Source organism: Rothia sp. HMSC069D01 (assembly GCF_001810135.1).
Classification (GTDB): Bacteria; Actinomycetota; Actinomycetes; order Actinomycetales; family Micrococcaceae; genus Rothia.
In genome coordinates, this window is the sequence record NZ_KV800109.1 from 76,223 (window position 1) to 95,646 (window position 19,424).

Annotated in this window: 15 protein-coding genes; 12 read left to right on the forward strand and 3 right to left on the reverse strand. The window is 60.8% G+C overall.

Annotated features, from left to right (window positions below; genetic code table 11):
- The first annotated feature begins 11 nt into the window (after nucleotides 1-11).
- The 3 genes from HMPREF2710_RS08150 to HMPREF2710_RS08160 all read left to right on the forward strand — a co-directional run bounded on the left by HMPREF2710_RS08150 (nucleotide 12) and on the right by HMPREF2710_RS08160 (nucleotide 3,243).
- Nucleotides 12-593: a TetR/AcrR family transcriptional regulator gene (locus tag HMPREF2710_RS08150; RefSeq protein ID WP_049341495.1), complete on the forward strand. Its 582-nt coding sequence runs from the start codon at nucleotides 12-14 to the stop codon at nucleotides 591-593.
- Between the two features lie 291 nt (nucleotides 594-884).
- A complete protein-coding gene (gene glyA, locus HMPREF2710_RS08155; protein WP_012904094.1) occupies nucleotides 885-2,159 on the forward strand; it encodes a serine hydroxymethyltransferase in 1,275 nt (424 codons plus the stop codon).
- A 205-nt stretch (nucleotides 2,160-2,364) separates the two neighbouring features.
- Nucleotides 2,365-3,243, forward strand: a complete 879-nt coding sequence (locus HMPREF2710_RS08160; RefSeq protein ID WP_005508973.1) for a bifunctional methylenetetrahydrofolate dehydrogenase/methenyltetrahydrofolate cyclohydrolase — start codon at nucleotides 2,365-2,367, stop codon at nucleotides 3,241-3,243.
- 122 nt (nucleotides 3,244-3,365) lie between these two features.
- Here the strand turns inward: HMPREF2710_RS08160 and HMPREF2710_RS08165 are convergent, their stop codons facing one another.
- Complete coding sequence (locus HMPREF2710_RS08165; RefSeq protein ID WP_070600583.1) at nucleotides 3,366-4,199, reverse strand: GntR family transcriptional regulator; 834 nt, start codon at nucleotides 4,197-4,199, stop codon at nucleotides 3,366-3,368.
- 80 nt (nucleotides 4,200-4,279) lie between these two features.
- On the opposite strand from HMPREF2710_RS08165, the gene HMPREF2710_RS08170 reads away from it, so the two are divergent.
- From HMPREF2710_RS08170 to HMPREF2710_RS08180, 3 genes are all read left to right on the forward strand, one after another.
- The gene (locus HMPREF2710_RS08170) at nucleotides 4,280-5,155 is read left to right on the forward strand and encodes an exodeoxyribonuclease III (RefSeq protein ID WP_005506814.1); all 876 of its coding nucleotides are present in this window, start codon (nucleotides 4,280-4,282) and stop codon (nucleotides 5,153-5,155) included.
- 86 nt (nucleotides 5,156-5,241) lie between these two features.
- The gene (gene trpS / locus HMPREF2710_RS08175) at nucleotides 5,242-6,306 is read left to right on the forward strand and encodes a tryptophan--tRNA ligase (protein WP_049362031.1); all 1,065 of its coding nucleotides are present in this window, start codon (nucleotides 5,242-5,244) and stop codon (nucleotides 6,304-6,306) included.
- A 51-nt stretch (nucleotides 6,307-6,357) separates the two neighbouring features.
- Nucleotides 6,358-6,936, forward strand: a complete 579-nt coding sequence (locus tag HMPREF2710_RS08180; protein ID WP_049362032.1) for a 2'-5' RNA ligase family protein — start codon at nucleotides 6,358-6,360, stop codon at nucleotides 6,934-6,936.
- A 95-nt stretch (nucleotides 6,937-7,031) separates the two neighbouring features.
- On the opposite strand, the gene HMPREF2710_RS08185 is transcribed toward HMPREF2710_RS08180, so the two are convergent.
- Entirely contained in the window at nucleotides 7,032-8,435 is a 1,404-nt protein-coding gene (locus HMPREF2710_RS08185; protein ID WP_239669164.1) for a hypothetical protein, read from the reverse strand.
- Between the two features lie 285 nt (nucleotides 8,436-8,720).
- Nucleotides 8,721-9,830: a mannose-1-phosphate guanylyltransferase gene (locus HMPREF2710_RS08190; protein ID WP_049362038.1), complete on the reverse strand. Its 1,110-nt coding sequence runs from the start codon at nucleotides 9,828-9,830 to the stop codon at nucleotides 8,721-8,723.
- Nucleotides 9,831-10,176: 346 nt separating this feature from the next.
- Between HMPREF2710_RS08190 and sdhC the strand changes: the two genes are divergently transcribed.
- The 6 genes from sdhC (at nucleotide 10,177) to HMPREF2710_RS08220 (ending at nucleotide 19,354) form a co-directional block, all read left to right on the forward strand.
- Nucleotides 10,177-10,635 (forward strand): succinate dehydrogenase, cytochrome b556 subunit, encoded by a 459-nt coding sequence (sdhC, locus tag HMPREF2710_RS08195; RefSeq protein ID WP_005506819.1) that lies wholly within the window; start codon nucleotides 10,177-10,179, stop codon nucleotides 10,633-10,635.
- A gap of 3 nt (nucleotides 10,636-10,638) precedes the next feature.
- A complete protein-coding gene (locus HMPREF2710_RS08200; protein ID WP_012904082.1) occupies nucleotides 10,639-11,124 on the forward strand; it encodes a succinate dehydrogenase hydrophobic membrane anchor subunit in 486 nt (161 codons plus the stop codon).
- Between the two features lie 51 nt (nucleotides 11,125-11,175).
- A complete protein-coding gene (gene sdhA, locus HMPREF2710_RS08205; RefSeq protein WP_070542594.1) occupies nucleotides 11,176-12,939 on the forward strand; it encodes a succinate dehydrogenase flavoprotein subunit in 1,764 nt (587 codons plus the stop codon).
- Between the two features lies 1 nt (nucleotide 12,940).
- Entirely contained in the window at nucleotides 12,941-13,729 is a 789-nt protein-coding gene (locus tag HMPREF2710_RS08210) for a succinate dehydrogenase iron-sulfur subunit (RefSeq protein WP_005508960.1), read from the forward strand.
- 244 nt (nucleotides 13,730-13,973) lie between these two features.
- Entirely contained in the window at nucleotides 13,974-15,224 is a 1,251-nt protein-coding gene (locus HMPREF2710_RS08215; RefSeq protein ID WP_012904078.1) for an amidohydrolase, read from the forward strand.
- A 248-nt stretch (nucleotides 15,225-15,472) separates the two neighbouring features.
- Entirely contained in the window at nucleotides 15,473-19,354 is a 3,882-nt protein-coding gene (locus HMPREF2710_RS08220; RefSeq protein ID WP_070600585.1) for an ornithinee aminotransferase, read from the forward strand.
- Nucleotides 19,355-19,424 lie beyond the last annotated feature (70 nt).

A 19,424-nucleotide genomic window follows, 5' to 3' on the forward strand; every position in this document is an offset into this window, starting at 1 on the left:
AGGATTAGGGTGTGCCTAAAGTCAGCGAAGAATACAAAAAGAACAGGCGTTCTCAGATTGTAGAGACCGCCCGCGAATGCTTCATCAAGCAGGGTTATCAGAAGGCTTCGATGAGCGAGATTATTGCGGCCACTGGCCTGTCTGCTGGAGCGATTTATAACCACTTCTCCTCCAAGGATGAGATTATCCTGGCGGCAGCCCGCATGGACATGGCGCCCTTCGACCGCATCCGCGCCGAACAGCCCTGGGACTACGTGTTCGGGTGCCTGAAGGTGCTGGACACCCCCAAGATTCGCCGTCACCTGCTCGTCACCTGGGGCGAGGCTGTGGCAATGCCGCAGCTGGCGACCGTGGTGTCTGAACAGCTGAGCTACCTGCGCGATCAGTCCCTGGAACGCTACCGCGCCTGGGGTGCCGCTGAGCTGGACTTCACCGAAGAAGAGCTTGAAGAGTGGCTGACCGTTATCGGTGCCGCGGTGCTGTCGGTGCTGACCGGTTACGTGGTGCAGACCCAGCTGGTGGCTGGCGGTAAGAAGGAGAGCGCTCGCGAGGCGTACCTGGAGTACGCTTCCGCTATTCTGCGTCAGGCGTAGGGCGCACAGACCTGCGTAAACTGCCGCCAATAAGCCCGCCGGGGTGTGTTGTGCGCCCCGCGCCGGACTCGCGCAGACACCGTGAAAACTTCATCGTGATGCTTGGTAAAGCCCGTTTTCCTTCTCGAAGGAAAGCGGGCTTTACGGTATTATGAGGTGTAGCTCATATTTTTTTCATTCGGGGTTTTCAGTTGGAGGCGCCCGCCGCCTCCTGAAGAACGCCCGGCATACGCCGCGGAAACCCCGATGATGAGCGACCGAAGATAACGCAAAAACACTCCCAGGAGCGTAATGTCCGAGCAGAAGATCCTCGAGATGCCCCTCGCCGACCTCGACCCCGAGGTTGCAGAAGCCATTGAGCTGGAGCGCAAGCGCCAGCAGAACACCCTCGAGATGATTGCATCCGAGAACTTCGTCCCCCGTGCCGTCCTCGAAAGCCAGGGCTCGGTGCTGACCAACAAGTACGCTGAGGGTTACCCCGGCCGCCGCTACTACGGCGGTTGCGAATTCGTTGACATCGTTGAGTCCCTCGCTATTTCCCGCGTGAAGGAACTCTTCGGCGCTGAGCACGCAAACGTTCAGCCCCACTCCGGCGCGCAGGCGAACAACGCCGTCATGCATGCACTGCTGAACCCCGGCGACACCATCATGGGTCTGTCCCTGGCACACGGCGGCCACCTGACTCACGGCATGAAGCTGAACGTCTCCGGCAAGCTGTACAACGTTGTCGCCTACAGCGTGGACGAGAACGGCCGCGTTGACATGGAGCAGGTGCGTGAACTGGCGCTGGCTGAGCGCCCCAAGCTGATTATCGCCGGCTGGTCCGCGTACCCCCGTCAGTTGGACTTCGCTGCGTTCCGCGCGATCGCTGACGAAATCGGCGCGTACCTGTGGGTGGACATGGCCCACTTCGCGGGCCTGGTGGCTGCGGGTCTGCACCCGAACCCCGTCCCGCACGCACACGTGGTCTCCTCCACCGTACACAAGACTCTGGGCGGTCCCCGCTCCGGCTTCATCCTCTGCACCGAGGAGCTGAAGAAGAAGATTGACTCCGCAGTGTTCCCCGGCCAGCAGGGTGGCCCGCTCATGCACGTGATTGCCGCGAAGGCTACCGCGTTCAAGGTCGCCGCATCTGACGCGTTCAAGGACCGCCAGAAGCGCACCGTTGAGGGCGCACAGATCCTGGCGAACCGCCTGCTGCAGCAGGATGTGAAGGACGCCGGCGTTTCCATCGCATCCGGCGGTACTGACGTTCACCTGGTGCTTGTTGACCTGCGCAACCACGCCCTCAACGGCAAGGAAGCAGAAGACCTGCTGCACGATGCCGGTATTACTGTCAACCGTAACGCTGTGCCGAACGACCCCCGCCCGCCGATGGTGACCTCCGGTCTGCGTATCGGTACCCCTGCTCTGGCGACCCGCGGCTTCGACGCCGAGGGCTTCACCGAGGTTGCCGACATTATCGCTTCCGTACTGCTGCCGAACCCGGACATCGCTGCGCTGCGTGCCCGCGTTGAGGCACTGTGCGCCAAGTACCCCCTCTACCAGGGTAGCGAGAACTGGTAGACCCATGAATGACCCCGTTCGCTCAACATTCCCTGTGGGTGCTGAGCGGGCGGGGTTATTTCGCCCTCTTACTTTTTGCTGCTCTACCCGCCACATTCGTTGAGGGACGTAGCGGGGGAGTGGTACCTCTAGGGGCACACCCTAGAACCCAACACACAGACCGTCCGTTTCGGCGAACCCGCCGCAATCTATGGAAGGAAAAACAATGCCCCAGATTCTAGACGGTAACGCAACCGCCGCAGCCATCAAGGAAGAGCTGAAGGAGCGCGTCGAGGCGCTCAAGGCTAAGGGTATTACCCCCGGCCTGGGTACCGTGCTGGTCGGTGACGACCCCGCATCCCGCTCGTACGTGGGCGCTAAGCACCGCGACTGCGCAGAGATCGGTATTAACTCCATCCGTGTGGACCTGCCCGGTGACATCACTCAGGAAGAGCTCGACGCAGAGATCGACAAGCTGAACAACGACCCGGCGTGCACCAGCTACATTGTGCAGTTGCCCCTGCCCAAGCACCTGGACACCAACCGCGTGCTGGAGCGCATCGCCCCCGAGAAGGACGCTGACGGCCTGCACCCGACCAACCTCGGCAAGCTCGTGCTGAACGTTTCTGAGCCGCTGGATTCCCCGCTGCCCTGCACCCCCAACGGTGTCATTGAGCTGGTGAAGCGCCACGGCATCGACTGGAACGGCAAGAACGTTGTGGTGCTCGGCCGCGGCATTACCGTGGGCCGCCCGCTGGGTCTGCTGCTGACCCGCCGCGAGGTGAACGCGACCGCAACCCTGGCGCACACCGGTACCGAGAACCTGGACGAGGTACTGCGCGAGGCTGACGTCATTGTTGCCGCTGTGGGTGTTCCGCACGTGCTGAAGGCTCACCAGGTCAAGGACGGCGCAATCCTGCTGGACGTTGGTGTTTCCCGCGCTGAGGACCCGGAGACCGGCAAGAAGAAGCTCTTCGGCGATGTCTCCCCGGAGGCTGCGCAGAAGGCATCCTGGGTTTCCCCGAACCCCGGCGGTGTGGGCCCGATGACCCGCGCGGAGCTACTGGTGAACGTGGTTGAGACCGCGGAGCGTCAGGCGGCGTAAGGCCCGCAGCATTTTAGAGCTGAAATATTTCAGAGCTGATAACTCAAAAGGGCGGTGCCCCGGTAGAACAATCTACCGGGGCACCGCCCTTCACACTGTCATCACAAGAGAAAAGGCAGGTGCTAGAGAATCATCTCGTAGAAGTAGGCATCGGCAAGGTACAAGGTCTCTGCGTACTCTACGGGGCTACCTTCTTCGGTGTAGCCGGTCGCGCAGACCTTGAACGCCGCCTCGCCCACGGGAACCTGCTGGTTGAACGCCTCGGCGTCGGCGTCGGTGAAGAGCGCCGCGCTGGTGCGTACGCGGGCGTGCTTAATGGCGTTGGGGGTGTCGGCAAGCTGGTCTAGCGAGCTCATCGCACCGGACATCTCCGCCATCATGGCGTCCAGGATGCTACTTGCGGCGGCCTTGACAAAGTAGGAACGCTTAAAGCCGATGACTTCGTGGTCGGCAAGACGCAGGCGGCGCACGAACAGCACCTGCTCGCCCACCGGCACGGATAGGTGGGTGGAAATCTCTTCGGTGGCGTCCACCCAGCGGGTCGCAATCATGCGGGTGGAGCCCTCAAAACCGCGGCGGCACATATCGTCAACGAAGGTGTCCACGCGCGGAATGTAGGTGGCGTCGGTGCGCTCGGCAACGTAGGTGCCGGAGCCCTGCACGTTGTAGAGCAGGCCGCGTTCAATCAGGACCTTCAGGGCGCTACGAACCGTCTGGCGGCTCACCCCAAAGTTCTGCTGAATCATACGTTCGGTGGGCAGCTTATCGCCGGGCTTGCCGGGAATAATGTAGCGCTGCTCAATGTAGTGGATGACCTGCTCGTACTTCGGGCCGGGAATCGGGGGTAGCTCGTAGCGGCTCTCAGTGTTGTGAGCGGTACTTTCGGAGGCGGAGGTGCCCGCAGAATGTGAGGGGGTACCGTGGTCGGTGGTCTGTGAGGAGTGTGAATTCATCACCCAATAGTTTACCGTTCAGCCAGAGAAAAAACGCGCACGAGTGAAAATTTCTCTTCCTTCAAACTGGCATAATTAAGACTATGCATTTTTCTAACACCCCTGCACCGCGCCCGAGCGGTCTGCTTCGCGTGGCGAGCGTGAATGTGAACGGTATCCGAGCCGCCTACAAGAAGGATATGGCGGCGTGGTTGGCGAGCCGTGACATCGACATTCTCTGCCTGCAGGAGGTGCGCGCCCCCGACGCTATCGTGCGTGAGCTGCTGGACGAATCCCAGTGGCATATTCTGCACGCGGAGGCTGCCGCGAAGGGCCGCGCCGGTGTACTGGTGGCGACCCGCCGCACCCCGAACTCGGCCGGTGAAGTCCTGGAGAATCAGCCGGTGGCGACCCGCTCGAATATTGGCGAAGAGTACTTTGACGATTCGGGCCGCTGGGTTGAGGCGGACTACGTTCTGCCCAACGGTAAGACCCTGACCGTGGTCAGCGCCTACGTTCACTCCGGTGAGGTCGGCACCCAGAAGCAGGACGATAAGTACCGCTTCCTGGAGCGCATGCTGGTGCGCATGCCTGAACTGGCAAAGCACTCGGACCACGTGCTCATCGTGGGCGATTTGAACGTGGGCCACACCGAGCTGGACATTAAGAACTGGAAGGCTAACCAGAAGCGTGCCGGCTTCCTGCCGGAGGAACGCGCCTACTTTGACCGCTTCTTCGGCGATATCGGCTACCGCGATGTGGCTCGTGAGCTGGCGGGTCAGGTGCCCGGCCCCTACACCTGGTGGTCTTACCGCGGTAAGGCGTTCGATAATGACGCAGGCTGGCGTATCGACTACCACATGGCGACCCCGGCGCTCGCCGAAAGCGCCGTGGAAGCGGTCGTGGACCGCGCGGCAAGCTACGACGAGCGTTTCAGCGATCACGCGCCGCTCGTGGTTGACTACCGCATCGGTGAGTAAGACGCGGACCCACCTACAGATAAGTTTTTGAAGATGTGCTGCACCGTCCGCAGCACCGCACAGGAAGAACTGCACAGGAAATAACTATGGCAGACGAAAAGAAGCAGGATAAGTCCCTCATCCCTAACGCCTCTCAGCAGAAGGCACGTATCTACTCGGGTGCGCAGCCGTCGGCTGATTCGATGCACCTGGGTAACTACATTGGTGCTGTGAACAACTGGGTGGCGTTGCAGGACGACCCGAATAACGAATGTCTGTTCTTTATCCCGGATATGCACGCCATCACCGTTCCTCAGAACCCCGAGGAGCTGCGTGAGCGTACCCGCCTGACCGCGGCGCAGTATATCGCCTCCGGCATTGACCCGACCCGCACCCCGCTGTTCGTGCAGTCGCACGTGCCCGAGCACGCCCAGCTGGCGTGGGTTCTGAACTGCTTCACCGGCTTCGGCGAGGCCTCCCGTATGACCCAGTTCAAGGACAAGTCCCAGAAGCAGGGCGCCGAGAACGCCTCCGTGGGCCTGTTCACCTACCCGATTCTGATGGCTGCCGACATCCTGCTCTACCAGGTGGACGGCGTGCCCGTGGGTGAGGACCAGCGTCAGCACCTGGAGCTGACCCGTAACCTGGCTCAGCGTTTCAACTCCCGTTTCGGTGAGACCTTCGTGGTGCCCGAGCCGGTGATTCTGAAGGAAACCGCCAAGATTTACGACCTGCAGGACCCGACCTCGAAGATGTCCAAGTCGGCGGCATCCGACAAGGGCCTCATCAAGCTGCTGGACACCCCCAAGGTTACCCAGAAGAAGATTAAGTCCGCCGTGACCGACGACGGCTCCGTCATCGCCTACGACCGCGAGGCCAAGCCCGGCGTGTCCAACCTGCTCTCTATCTACTCGGCCATGACCGGCGAGAGCATCGACGAGATTGTGGCACGCTACGAGGGCAAGATGTACGGCCACCTGAAGGTCGACCTGGCCGATATCGTGGTGGACCGCCTGGCTCCGGTGCGCGAGCGCACCCTCGAGCTGATGGACGACCCCGCTGAGCTGGACCGCCTGCTGGCCGTGGGTGCCTCCGCCGCCCGCGAGATCGCTACGGTCACCATTGAGAACGTGTACAAGAAGGTTGGCTTCCTGCCTGCCGCCGCAATCTAGCGCGCTGTTCAGCCAGTCCGGCTGAGACGCCGCATTACCTGCACGATTGAGATGACAGCACAAGAGAACTCTTCGAGCCCCACGACGGCTCCTGTATCCCCGACCCTGAAACCCGGTCACCGCTACCTGAGCGTTATTGCGCATGTGAGCGGTGAGAATGTTCAGCGCCTGGAAGAGTGGAAGCGCGCGGTAGCCGGTGGTGCGGTGGCGCCTATCAGCACCCACGTGACCGTGTACCTGACGGAGCTGAACGAGTCTCTAATGGCTGAGGTGCACTCCCCGCAGTTCCGCGAGGCGCTGGACACGCCGCGTTTTGAGGCGCGCTGGGGTTCGGTGCACTCCTTCCGCCCGGTCACCGAGGTGGAGTACCTGAACCTGGAGGCGGGCAAGGCCGAGTTCGAGCAGATTCACCAGAAGCTGGTTGAGCTATTCGGTGCCGGCGCGGCGTCCTTCCCCTACGTGCCGCACGTGACCCTGGGTCACGGGCTCACGGAAGAGCAGGTGGCGAACGCCCGTGAGGTGTTTGATGCTCTGCCCGCCGAGCAGCGCACCTTCACCGTGGATCACCTACACTGCTACTCCTATGACGGGCAGGACTGGGAAGAGATGACGGTTCTGCCGTTGCGCTAGTAGCTGGCGTATAAACGTAAAGAGAGATGCGACCGATAAGTTATCGGTCGCATCTCTCTTTATGTTTTCGCTAGGTTTATCTCAGCGTGAGAGCCCTAGTGGGAGTGGCCCTCATGAGCCTCGCCGGACTCGTGCGCGTCAGCCGAAGCCGAGGATGAAGCAGTGCCGTGTGCCTCAGAACCGTGAGCCTCAGCCTCAACCGGTGCAGCGTTCGAGGAGGAGACACCCAGAATCTCGTTCGGGGTCTTCGGAAGCTCCACGCTCATCAGCTCCTTGGGTGCTGCCGGGTTCGACAGGGACACCGCAATGAGCTTCTTGGTCGCCGGGTCGGTCACGTAGGCGGTCTTACCGTCCACCCACAGTGCCGGACGCTCGTCCTGCCAGGTCTCAGACTCGGTCCACGCCTCCATGAGCTGTACGGAGCCCAGCTCCGCGCCGGTCGCCGGATCGAAGACACGCAGCTTGCCGTCGGTGGTCAGCAGCAGCGCCTCACCCTGGGGGCCGCGAGCCAGCGAACGGAAGGTGTAGCTCACGCCAGAAGGCAGGGAGTAGACGGTGCGGGTTGCCGCAACGGTGTCGATAATGGAGAACTTCTCGGGGCGCTCCAGCTTAGCGTCCTTGTCGGTCTTGTAGTCCGCCAGAACGTACTGGGAGTCAGCCTTGCCAGCCTGGTTACCCGAGCGCGAGTACGGGTCCTCGGGATTGGTGATCTTGGTGAACTTGCCGTCCTTGTAGACCAGCGCGCCGTCGGTGCAACCGATGGAGAACGCGCCGTCCTTGGCGATGGCTTCACCGTGAACGCCGGGGCAGGCGGGGCTCTCGATGACGGTCTTGCCCTGTGCGTCCACAACAGCGGCGCCAGTGCGGGTCTTCGAGTCGCCAACCGCTACCAGGTACTGGTCGTTGGGCAGCGGGATTGCGAAGCCGTGGTGCGGCTGCGGCAGGGTGACGGTGGTGGTCTCCAGGGAGGAAGCGGTGCGCTTATCGTGGGTCAGCTTCGCCGGGTCGTACACGGCGAAGGAGCCGGTGCCGTCAGCGAATGCCGCGACCTTGCCGTTGTCCTTGATGACGTGACCGGTGTGGTCAGCCGCAAGAGACAGCGAGGACAGCGACGGGGACGTGGTGTAGTAGTGCGAGTGGTCGCCGTGCGCTACGGACCATACGCCGGTGTCCAGGAAGGTGTAGCTGTTACCGTCTGCAACGACGAGGTGGCGGTTATCGCCAGCGTCGGAGAGGCGCAGGAAGCCTTCCTTGGGGATGTCTGCGAGCAACTTCATGTCCTTGGCGTCGTAGACGAGCACGCCGCCGTCGTAGGTGATGGCGACGCGGCTTGCCGCGCCCTTGCCTTCGGTGATAGGGGCGGGGGTTGCGCTTGCAGAGGTGGAGGCGCTGGGGCTGGTCTGGGCGTTCTGGGTGGTCTGGGAGCCGCATGCGGTCAGGGCGAGTGCGGCTACTGCGCCGAGTGCGCCGGCACGGGTGAGGAAAAACTTACGGGTCATGTGCATGTACCAAGATTAACATGAGAATGGTTCTCTATAGTGGTTGATCCTTGGCTCGTATCAGAGTCTGGAAGTGCAATCTGCGCGGGGTGTGTAAGGTATTCTGCCCCTGCCCAGCCGAAGGAAGTGTCCTTTTGTGCCCCCACTAGGTGAAAGCCTTGAATCGACTCGCGAAATGGCTCATCAGGGCATAAAAAACCGGCTCCCTTCCGAAAAGAAGAGAGCCGGTCTCTAGAGGTATCTTTTGCTCGAGTAAGGCTCATGTACCTACTCAGAGCCAAAAATTTAGAGGAGGTTGTTCAAGCCTCGCGCCTTGACCTCACCCACTGCATCCTTGACAGCCTGTGCCTTGGAGCGCGGAGCGACCAACAGGGCGTCGGGGGTGTCCACCACAACGATATCGTCGAGGCCAAGGATAGAGATCTTGCGGTCGGTATTCGCGACAATAATGCCGGAACAACCGTGGTTGATAACGTTATCCTTCTCGCCGAGAATGGTCAGCTCTTCGCCGCTCTTCTCGGTGTTCAGGCGTGCCACAGCGTCGAAGTCTCCCACATCGTCCCAGCTGAAGGAACCGGGAACCATTGCAACGTCGCCCGCTGCCGCAGCGGGCTCAGCCACAGCGTAGTCGATAGCGGTCTTGGGCAGGGTCTCCCACACGCGCTCCATGACGGCCTCGCGCTCGGGGGTGTCCCATGCGTTAGCAATCTCCATGATGCCCGCGTACAGCTCGGGCTCGTTCGCCTCGAGGTGCTTGAGCATCAGGGCTGCCGGTGCCACGAACATGCCTGCGTTCCAGGTGTACTCGCCGGAATCCAGGTACTTCTGTGCGGTAGTGGTGTCCGGCTTCTCCACGAAGGTGTCCACCGCGTGCGCGTTGGGTGCACCCTCGATGCCCAGGGACTCGCTGGCGTGAATGTAGCCAAACGCGCTGGAGGGCTCGGTGGGGGTAATGCCGATGGTGACAATCTTGCCGGTTGCCGCGGTGATGACAGCCTCGGTCACCACACGGTGGAACTCGTCCACCGGGCTGATGACGTGGTCAGCTGCGAAGGAGCCGATAATAGCGTCCGGTTCGCGGCGGTGGATGATGGCGCAAGCCAAGCCGATAGCTGCAGCCGAATCCTTGGGGGAGGGCTCCAGTACCAGGTCAGCGGCCCGCAGTTCAGGAATCTGCTGGGTAACCGCATTGGCGTGCGAAGTGCCGGTAACCACCATGACGGAACCGTTGCTGAGATCGATGAGACGGTCGTAGGTGTCACGCAGCAGAGAATTGCCCGACGAGGTGAGGTCGAGCAGGAACTTCGGGGCGTGCGCGCGGGACAGGGGCCACAAACGCGAGCCAACACCGCCGGCGGGAATGAGCGGGCGGAATCGAGTGAGTGCAGTATTCATCGCTTCAAGAATAGCGGGTGAATTTGTCATATATCGAATTCTTTTAGGTTTTAACAAAAAAGTGTCAGGCGGCTCTCATTTAGGCGATGTTTGAGGTTAGGTTAAGGTAAGTTCCCCACAAACACGGGGAAGTAGGCGATATGGTAATAAAAACATGCCCTAATTCACTTTTAGAACCTGTAAAAATTCCCTAAACAGGGTGTCAATAAGCTGTGAATTTACCTGATATCTTGGAAGTAACAGACGAACAAAAGCAGTCGGTGAGCACACAGCTGTGCCCGGAAGCTGAGGGTCACAATGACCCCTCAGAACCCGGAAGCTCGCCGTCGCAGCAGGAGGTTATTCAGTGTTGAATGGTTCTAAAGGAACCCTCTACCGCGGCCGCTGGGGCATGTGGTCCTGGGTTGCTCATCGCATTACCGGTATCGCGATTTTCTTCTTCCTTCTTGTACACATCCTGGATACTGCCGTCGTGCGTATCTCCCCGGAGGCCTACAATGGCGTACTGAGCCTGTACAAGAACCCCATCATGGGTCTGGGTGAGACCGCGCTTGTTGCCGCCATCGTCTACCACGCGTTCAACGGTATCCGCATTATCCTCATTGACTTCTGGGGTAAGGCAACCAACTCACACGTGGAGCACATCCAGGCGAAGAACAAGGACGGCAACGTCGAAATCAGCCAGAAGGCAACTTACACGCACATCAAGATTCTCTGGGTTGTGCTTTTCCTCTGGGCAATCACCGTTGCTGGCTTCGCAGCACGTCACCTGCCGATCGTTTTCTCGCACATGGGAGGTCACTAAACTATGGCTACTCCGCTTAAGCCCCGCACCTATGTACCCCGTCTGCGTGACAACCGCATCGACGGTGTGAAGTACAACCGCTCCTCCTCCAAGCGCAACAACTTTGAGATGTTCGCTTGGCTGGGTATGCGCCTGTCCGGCGTTGTACTCGTCGTGCTGATTTTCGGTCACCTGTTCTCCAACCTCATGGTCGGCGACGGCATCCACGCCATCGACTTCGGCTTCGTGGGCGGCAAGTGGGCGAACCCCTTCTGGCAGGTCTGGGATCTGCTGCTGCTCTGGCTGGCTATGCTGCACGGTGCTAACGGTATCCGCGTCATCATCGATGACTACGCTGAGAAGGACCGCCTGCGTATTTGGCTGAAGGTCATCCTCTTCGCAGCATGCGCATTCGTCCTGCTGGTTGGTACCCTCACCATCTTCGCATTCGACCCCTGCCCCTCGGGCGCAGCGGCTAATCTGCTTCCCAGCTTCTGCTCGGCACGCTAACGGCGACGTATCCGAGACAAACGAAAACATCTAAAACACAGAAAGAACATCATGCAGGTACATAAGTACGATGTAGTGATCGTCGGTGCCGGTGGCGCAGGTATGCGTGCCGCCATTGAGGCCGGCCAGCGAGTTCGCACCGCGGTACTGACCAAGCTATACCCCACCCGCTCCCACACCGGCGCAGCACAGGGTGGCATGTGCGCCGCTCTGGCTAACGTTGAAGAGGACAACTGGGAGTGGCACACCTTTGACACCGTCAAGGGTGGCGACTACCTGGTTGACCAGGACGCAGCAGAAATCATGGCTAAGGAAGCTATTGACGCTGTGCTCGACCTGGAAAAGATGGGCCTTCCCTTCAACCGAACCCCCGAAGGCCGCATTGACCAGCGCCGCTTCGGCGGTCACACCCGTGACCACGGTAAGGCTGCTGTGCGCCGCGCGTGCTACGCAGCTGACCGTACCGGCCACATGATTCTGCAGACCCTCTACCAGAACTGCGTTCGCCACAATGTGGAGTTCTACAACGAGTTCTACGTTCTCGACCTGATCCTGGTCAAGGACGAAGAGGGCAAGCCCCGCCCCGCAGGCGTCGTCTCCTACGACCTGGCAACCGGCGAGGTCCACGTCTTCCAGGCTAAGTCCGTGATTTTCGCATCCGGCGGTTGTGGCAAGATCTTCAAGACCACCTCCAACGCACACACCCTCACCGGTGACGGCATGGCTATCGCACTGCGTGCAGGCCTGCCCCTGGAGGACATGGAATTCGTTCAGTTCCACCCGACCGGCCTGGCTGGCCTGGGCATTCTCGTCACCGAGGGTGCTCGTGGTGAAGGCGGTATTCTCCGTAACGCTGACGGTGAGCGCTTCATGGAGCGCTACGCACCCACCATTAAGGACCTCGCACCCCGCGATATCGTGGCACGTGCAATGGCAAACGAGGTGCGCGAAGGCCGCGGCTGCGGTCCCCACAAGGACTACGTGCTGCTGGACCTGACCCACCTGGAGCCCTCGCACATCGACGAGAAGCTGCCGGACATCACCGAGTTCGCTCGTACCTACCTGGCAGTGGAACCGCACCACCAGCCCATCCCGGTGTTCCCCACCGCGCACTACGCAATGGGCGGTATCCCCACCAACAACGAGACCGAGGTCTACCACAACAGCGAAGAGACCATCCCCGGCCTCTACGCAGCTGGTGAGGTTGCTTGTGTGTCCGTCCACGGTGCAAACCGTCTGGGCACCAACTCCCTGCTGGACATCAACGTGTTCGGTAAGCGTGCAGGCCGCAAGGCAGCAGAGTACGCAGCATCCGCTGAGTTCGTACCGGTTCCGGACGACGCAGCAGATCGCGTTCTCAACATGCTCAACGGCATCCTCGAAGGCAAGGGCACCGAGAAGGTCGGCGCTATCCGCGCAGACCTGCAGAAGGCTATGGAAGCTGACATGCAGGTGTTCCGTACCGACGAGACCATCCGCGCAGCACTGGCAACCATCGCTGAATTGGAAGAGCGTTACAAGAACATCTCCATCCAGGACAAGGGCAAGCGCTTCAACCTCGACCTGCTTGAGGCTGTTGAGCTTGGCTTCCTGATTGAGCTGGCAAAGGTCATGTCCGTTGGCGCGCTGCACCGTAAGGAATCCCGTGGTGGTCACTACCGCGAGGACTTCCCCAAGCGTGACGATGTCAACTTCATGAAGCACTCGATGGTCTACCTCGACCCCGAATCCGAGTTTGAGGGTGTCAAGGGCCTGCGATTCGAAACCAAGCCCGTTGTCTACACCCGCTACGAGCCGAAGGAGCGTAAGTACTAAAATGGCTGAAAACGAACTCCCCGAACCGGAATCCGTCAAGCTGTTTGAGGGTATGACCGGCGGCGACTCCGACTCCATCCCCACGTACGATGTGGTCATCAAGATTCGTCGCTACAACCCGGAAGTTTCCTCCGAGGCGTACTGGGATGAATTCCCGCTGACCATGTACCGCACCGACCGCGTGCTGGATGCTCTGCACAAGATCAAGTGGGAAGTAGACGGCTCCGTCTCCTTCCGCCGCTCCTGCGCACACGGCATCTGCGGCTCGGACGCAATGCGCATCAACGGCCGTAACCGCCTGGCTTGCAAGACCCTGCTGAAGGACCTTGACCTGACCAAGCCGATTACCGTTGAGCCCATCAAGGGTCTGCCCTGCGAAAAGGACCTCATCGTTGACATGGAGCCCTTCTTCCAGGCATACCGCGAAATCATGCCGTTCTTCATCAACGATTCGAACGAGCCTGAGCGTGAGCGCCTGCAGACCATTGAGGACCGTGCACGTTTCGATGACACCACCAAGTGCATCCTCTGTGCAGCATGTACCTCGTCCTGCCCGGTCTTCTGGACCGACGGTCAGTACTTCGGCCCCTCCGCTATCGTGAACGCACACCGCTTCATCTTCGACTCGCGCGATGATGCAGGCGACCTGCGTCTGGAGATCCTCAACGACAAGGAAGGCGTATGGCGTTGCCGTACCACCTTCAACTGCACCGAGGCTTGCCCCCGTGGCATCCAGATCACCAAGGCTATTGCCGAGGTGAAGCAGGCAATCCTGAGCCGCTCGCTCTAATCTGAGTACGCGGTGTCAGCTGATACAGCATTGACGATTCAAGCCGTCACCCACGCCGGGTGGCGGCTTGAATCTTTTTAACAGAAAAGGACCGGCTTCAAATCGCGGGGCAGAGCATTGAACGGGGCTTCGGCGGGCAGGAGTACTCTTCACAATCTGTCATAAAGTCATAGATATTCTCGAGGGCTGTCAGAAAGGGGGAGCGGGTAGGTAAACCCCGGCGGACGGCGTTATTCTACTGTGTATGGTTTTCGCTAATTCTCGCTACGATTTGTCCACCCCTGTCTTCGACGACTGGGTGGAGCGCATGATGGGTACCCTCGTGCAGTTCCGCCGCGAAGTGCACGCCAACCCGGAGCTTTCCTTCCGTGAAGTGGCGACCACTGAGCGCCTCATGAATCGACTGCGAGAAGCCGGCATGAACCCCGTTGCTTGCGAAGGTACCGGCTGCTACGTAGATATCGGGAGCGGCCCCTTCGCTGTGGCTCTGCGCGCCGATATTGACGCTCTGCCCATTGTTGAGCAGACCGACCTGCCCTATGCTTCTACCGTGCCCGGCGTGATGCACGCCTGCGGTCACGATATTCACCAGACCGTCATGCTCGGTGTGGCGCTGGCACTGCACGAGCTGAACGAGAAGACCCCGCTGGGCCGTAGCGTCCGTATTCTCTTCCAGCCCGCTGAGGAGCAGCTGCCCGGCGGTGCGGTGCAGATGATTTCGCAGGGTCTGCTGAAGGACATTCCGCGCGCCTTTGCTCTGCACTGCGACCCGAAGGTGGACCTGGGCCAGATTGGTACCCGTATCGGTGCGATTACTAGCGCATCCGACACCATCAAGATTCACCTGAGCGGTCACGGTGGCCACACTTCTCGCCCGCATCTGACTGAGGACCTCATCTATGCGATGAGCCAGATTGCTGTGCAGGTTCCCGCCGTGCTGACCCGCCGCACCGACGTGCGTTCGGGCGTGCTGGTCGCCTGGGGCCAGGTCAGTGCTGGTGTTGCTCCCAACGCTATTCCCGCCGAGGGCTACCTGGCGGGTACCATGCGTTGCCTGGATGTTGAGGTTTGGCGTCAGGCAGGCAACATGCTGGATGAAGTCATCGAGCAGGTTGCCGTACCCTTCGGCGTGACCGCGCGTGTGGAGCACATCCGCGGAGTGCCCCCGGTCGTGAACACCGACCTGGAAACCACCATGCTGGAGAACGCGGCTCGCGCCGAACTGGGCGAAGACTCCATTGTGCTGGTTGAGCAGTCCATGGGCGGCGAAGACTTCGCGTGGATGCTGCAGGAAGTTCCCGGCTCCATGTTCCGCCTGGGCACCCGTGCCCCCGGCGACCCCACCTACGATCTGCACCAGGGCGATTACGCCCCGAGCGAGCAGGCAATCGGCATTGGTGTGCGCGTCATGGCGGCAACTGCCCTGCGCGCCGTCCGTTTTGAGCTGGCGAAGGCTGCGAAGGCAGCGAACCCCATCCGCGATGAGGCACGCTAAAGAGCTTTTCGAAAGCTTATTCTGCAGTCTTGAAGGCGCGACTCTATAGCCGCATTAAGCCTTGAAAAGTGTAGAAGTTTCACCCCGTTACCTCTCACCGAGTAGCGGGGTGAAACTCTATGCACGCGATAGAATTAAAAGGATTATGAGGACATTTGCGTCATGTTTCCGACCCCGTGCCCACACACCTGCGGGGGATGAAGGAGGTGGCGCATCATCACACGGCGCACGCCGGAGGAGGACACCCAATGAGCTTCTTTGGAATCGGCAAGAAGAAGTTGGATGAGCAGTCGCGCGAAGAACAGAGTGCCGAAACTGCTAAGGTCCAGAAGGAACAGGTAAGCGAAGACGCTCCCAAGAATGCGCGACTGAGCCAGAAGATTATGGAACAGCAGCAGTGGGAGGACTCCCTGCGCCGCTTCGTGAAGTCTGAAAGCACACGCCACCAGAACCACGATGAAGAGCAGAACGAAGAGCACCGCGCTGTTGAGGACCTCAAACGCGCCCTCTTGCACGGCGATGAGAAGGTTGAAGAATCTTCCGCTGCTGATGAGCTGACCGAGGAACAGGCTGAGGAGCAGGAACGCCGTAGCCTGTTGGCGGCGCTTGGTGTTTTCCCCCAGGAGGCTGAGGAGCCTGTTGAGGTTGAGCAGGCTGCTGAGACCCAGGACGTTGAAGAAGACGCTTCGCCGGTTGCTGAGGCTGCTCAGCCCGCAACGCCCGCGTTCCTGCGCGATGACGAAGAGTCTGCAGCTGAGGATGCATCTGTCGAGGAGCAAGAGCCTAAGGACGCTGCAGCGGATGCACGTTCCCAGTTTGAAGAGCACCTACGTGCTCTGCGTGCCCAGAATGTCGAAGATACTGCCGCTGAGGTCGCTGAAGCGGCTGCAGACGAGGCAGAGGGTGGCGAAGAGCTTGAGGTTGCTGACGCTGTTGTAGAAGCTACTGAGAACAAGTCTGAGAACGCTCATTCTGCATCTGCAGCTGAGGACGTATCTGCAGGTGCTGAAGACTCCCTGACCGCAGAAGACCTGAAGACTGCCCGCACCCGCGCCGCTGTCACCGAGGCACAGAACGCCGGCCTGGACGACCTGGCGGCAGCCTACGCTGCTCGCCTGGGCATCACCCTCGATAGCGAAGAGGAGACTTTCGGCGAGGTCGCCTCCGATGAGGTAATCGCTGAAGAAGCTCCCGCTGATGAGGTAGTTGCTGAGGAAGCAGAGTCCGCTGAGGCACCCGAGTCCACTGAAGCTGCTGAATCTGTCGAAGACGCTGAGGCCTCTGAGGCACCCGCACCTGTTGCTGATGCTACTGAAGACTTCGAATCCGAGGAGACCATTGACCTTACCGCAGGCGTAGAAGAGGCTGCAGAGCCTGTTGCCGCTGGTGAGGAAGAGCCGATTGAGGCTGTCGTTGAGGCACCTGAACTGCTGGCATCTGAACTTACTGAGGAAGAAGACGCGGTCTCTGATGAGACCGAGTTGCTCTCCGCTGTATCCGTTGAGGAGAAGCACGAAGCGTCCGTCTCTGAATCGCTCGAGGCTGAGGACTTCGACGCTGAAGAAGAGAACACCGCAGAGCTGATCTTTGACACTTCCGCTGTTGAAGAAAGCGCTGTTGAGGACAGCACCGCGGAAGAAACCGCTACGGAAGAGCCTGCTACCAAGATTGAGGACTCCGCGGCTGAAGGCTCCGGTTCTGAGGACGACGAGCCCGTCGAGAGCTCCTCTGTAGCTCCTGCTCTTGCCGCTGTTGCTGCACCCGTGGCTGCTGCCGCTGCTGTTGCCTCCGCCGCAAAGGCTGATAAGGCTGAGGAGAAGGCAGAAAAGGGTACCTCTCAGGGGGTCGCTCTGACCGCAGAGGCCATCGATAAGAAGGAAGCCGAGAAGCAGGAGGCTTCCGCTCGTGAAGAGTCCGCTCAGGAGCCCGCTGCAGAGTTGAAGGAAGCTGAGCAGAAGCTCAGCGAAGACGAGGCAGAGCTGGTTGCCGAGTCCATCATCCTGAGCGAGCCCGCAGAGGGCGCAGCGACCCTGCCCGCTCTCCCCAAGCAGCGTGCCCTCTATGGCCTGGCGGAGCTCATGCGCACCCGCGGTTCGGGCACCATGAGCCTGGAACTGCGCCAGGTGGATGAGGATATGCACTACCGTCTGCTGCACCGCGGTCGCGAGGTCGAAACCGGCATTGTGGTGCCCGGCATTGACTGGTTCGCACCCGTGGCGGCACTGTACACCGAGGCTCAGCAGGCCGGCGCAACCTGGAACCGCGCGGCGGTCTCTCTGAACCCGCGTCTAGGTGACGGCCTGGAGGTTCACGCATCCTACCTGGGTATGGCGGACGGCCAGACCACCCGTGAGAGCTTCCTGCTGGAGGGCACCGCTGTCGAGGCTAAGCCCGTTGCAACCGCTGAGGCTGCTGAGGCTACTTCGCAGGAGGAGACTCAGGAAGCTGCTGTTCAGCGTGCTGACTCGGTTGAGGCTGAGCGTGAGGCTATCGAGCGTGAGCTGGAGGCTGAGCTTGCTCAGAAGCAGGCGGCTAACGAGGCTGAGGCCGCTGTTGAATCCACTGAAGAGCCTGTCGTTGAGGCTGCTGAAGAGGGTACCTCTTCGGGTCTGCTGCCTGCCGCCGGTCTTGCTGCGGCCGGTACCGTAGCGGCTGGTGCCGCTGTCGCCTCCGCACAGGAGAAGGAAGACGTAGAGGAATCTGTCGAAGCTTCTGACGAACCTGCTCAGACTGAGTTTGCGCCGGTTGAAGCTGAATTCGAGCACGATTACGAGAACGACCCGGTCTTCGGTGCGGCTACCGTAGAGCCCGAGACTGAGCAGGCTGAAGAGTCTGCCGCTGAGGCATCTGAGGCTTCTGAGACCTCCGCTGAGGAGCTTGATGAGTCTGGCGAAGACATGGAAGCCGCCCTGGCTGCCATCGTTGCCAACGCTCAGAAGAAGCTGGATGCAGAGGAAGAAGCTCCTGCCGCTGAGGAAACTGCCGCAGTTGCTGAGGAAGCACCCGCTGAGGAAGCTTCGGCTGTCGAGGAACAGAAGGCTGCCGCTCCCGTGGTTGCTGAGTCCTTCACTCTGGATCGTACCCAGCCCGTTGAGGAATCTGCTGATGAGCCGGTCGCAGAGAAGGCTGAAGAGCCCGCCTTGCCCGCGTTCCTGGACGACTCTGAACTGCTGGCTGAGCAGGAGACCTCCGCTGCTTCCGCTGAAGCGCACGCTGAGGCACCTGCCCTGGAAGACGCTGAGCCCGTCGCTGAGAGCGCATCTGTCGCTCCCGGCCTGGCTGGTGCTCTTGCCGCAGCTGCCGCTGTGGGCACCGCCGGCGCCGCTGCGAAGGCTACCGGCGTTCAGGAAGAGCCCGCTGAGAAGGTCGCTGAGCTCAAGATCGTTGAGGTGACCCCCGCAGCTAAGATTGCTGAGGCTCCCGTAGCGCTTGCGCCCGCCTCCGAGGCTACCGCTCAGACTGCACCGGCAGCACCTGTAGCAGAGGCGGCACCCGCTGCGGCGACCACCCCGGTTGCCCTGCCGGAGAGCACCCCGGCAGGTATCTCCTCCAGCATCTCGGCATCCGCGCTGAGCGAGCTCAACCAGCTGCCCACCATCGTGGCTGAGCCGGACACCCCCTCCGCCGCGGTGCAGAGCCCGCTGGTTCCCTCGGAGACTCAGCTGGCAGCCGGTAACCTGGTTCTGACCGAGGCTCAGGTCGCTCAGCGTCTGGCGCCGGTCGTCGAGCACCTCTTCGGCGAGAACGGCACCGCAAAGGACGCCACTACCGTGCTGATTCGTGTACGCGCCCTCGGTTCCTACTACGACGCCCTGACCCACGTGCGCCGCAACGGCTTCTGGGAGCAGGTCCGTACCTTCGAGCTGATTCCCGAAACCCTGCTGGACATTCCGGCGCTGAAGACCGACTCGTACAGCGAGGGCGAGGGCTCGCCGCTGGCTATGAGCCTGACCTTCACCCCGGGCGTGCCGGTTCAGGCGGCATTCGATTATGCGAATGAGCAGGCGTTTGTCACCTACCCGCGTCCGTTGGATGCTGAGCGTTACGTTGAGGAGCTGCGTATGTTCCCGCGTTTGGGTTCGAAGATCCCGGCTCATATGACGAGCGCGCTTTCGCACTGGAACCTCTAAAACCTTGTAAGGTGTGCCGCGCCGGCTCCCCGTGTGGGGGTCGGCGCGGCGCGCTATGTTTGTCATTTTT

Coding starts and splice junctions, on each gene's coding strand:
- glyA (WP_012904094.1), top strand. CDS start 885: ATGTCCGAGCAGAAGATCCTCGAGATGCCCCTCGCCGACCTCGACCCC.
- HMPREF2710_RS08160 (WP_005508973.1), top strand. CDS start 2,365: ATGCCCCAGATTCTAGACGGTAACGCAACCGCCGCAGCCATCAAGGAA.
- HMPREF2710_RS08170 (WP_005506814.1), top strand. CDS start 4,280: ATGCATTTTTCTAACACCCCTGCACCGCGCCCGAGCGGTCTGCTTCGC.
- trpS (WP_049362031.1), top strand. CDS start 5,242: ATGGCAGACGAAAAGAAGCAGGATAAGTCCCTCATCCCTAACGCCTCT.
- HMPREF2710_RS08180 (WP_049362032.1), top strand. CDS start 6,358: ATGACAGCACAAGAGAACTCTTCGAGCCCCACGACGGCTCCTGTATCC.
- HMPREF2710_RS08185 (WP_239669164.1), bottom strand. CDS start 8,435: ATGACCCGTAAGTTTTTCCTCACCCGTGCCGGCGCACTCGGCGCAGTA.
- HMPREF2710_RS08190 (WP_049362038.1), bottom strand. CDS start 9,830: ATGAATACTGCACTCACTCGATTCCGCCCGCTCATTCCCGCCGGCGGT.
- HMPREF2710_RS08200 (WP_012904082.1), top strand. CDS start 10,639: ATGGCTACTCCGCTTAAGCCCCGCACCTATGTACCCCGTCTGCGTGAC.
- sdhA (WP_070542594.1), top strand. CDS start 11,176: ATGCAGGTACATAAGTACGATGTAGTGATCGTCGGTGCCGGTGGCGCA.
- HMPREF2710_RS08210 (WP_005508960.1), top strand. CDS start 12,941: ATGGCTGAAAACGAACTCCCCGAACCGGAATCCGTCAAGCTGTTTGAG.
- HMPREF2710_RS08215 (WP_012904078.1), top strand. CDS start 13,974: ATGGTTTTCGCTAATTCTCGCTACGATTTGTCCACCCCTGTCTTCGAC.
- HMPREF2710_RS08220 (WP_070600585.1), top strand. CDS start 15,473: ATGAGCTTCTTTGGAATCGGCAAGAAGAAGTTGGATGAGCAGTCGCGC.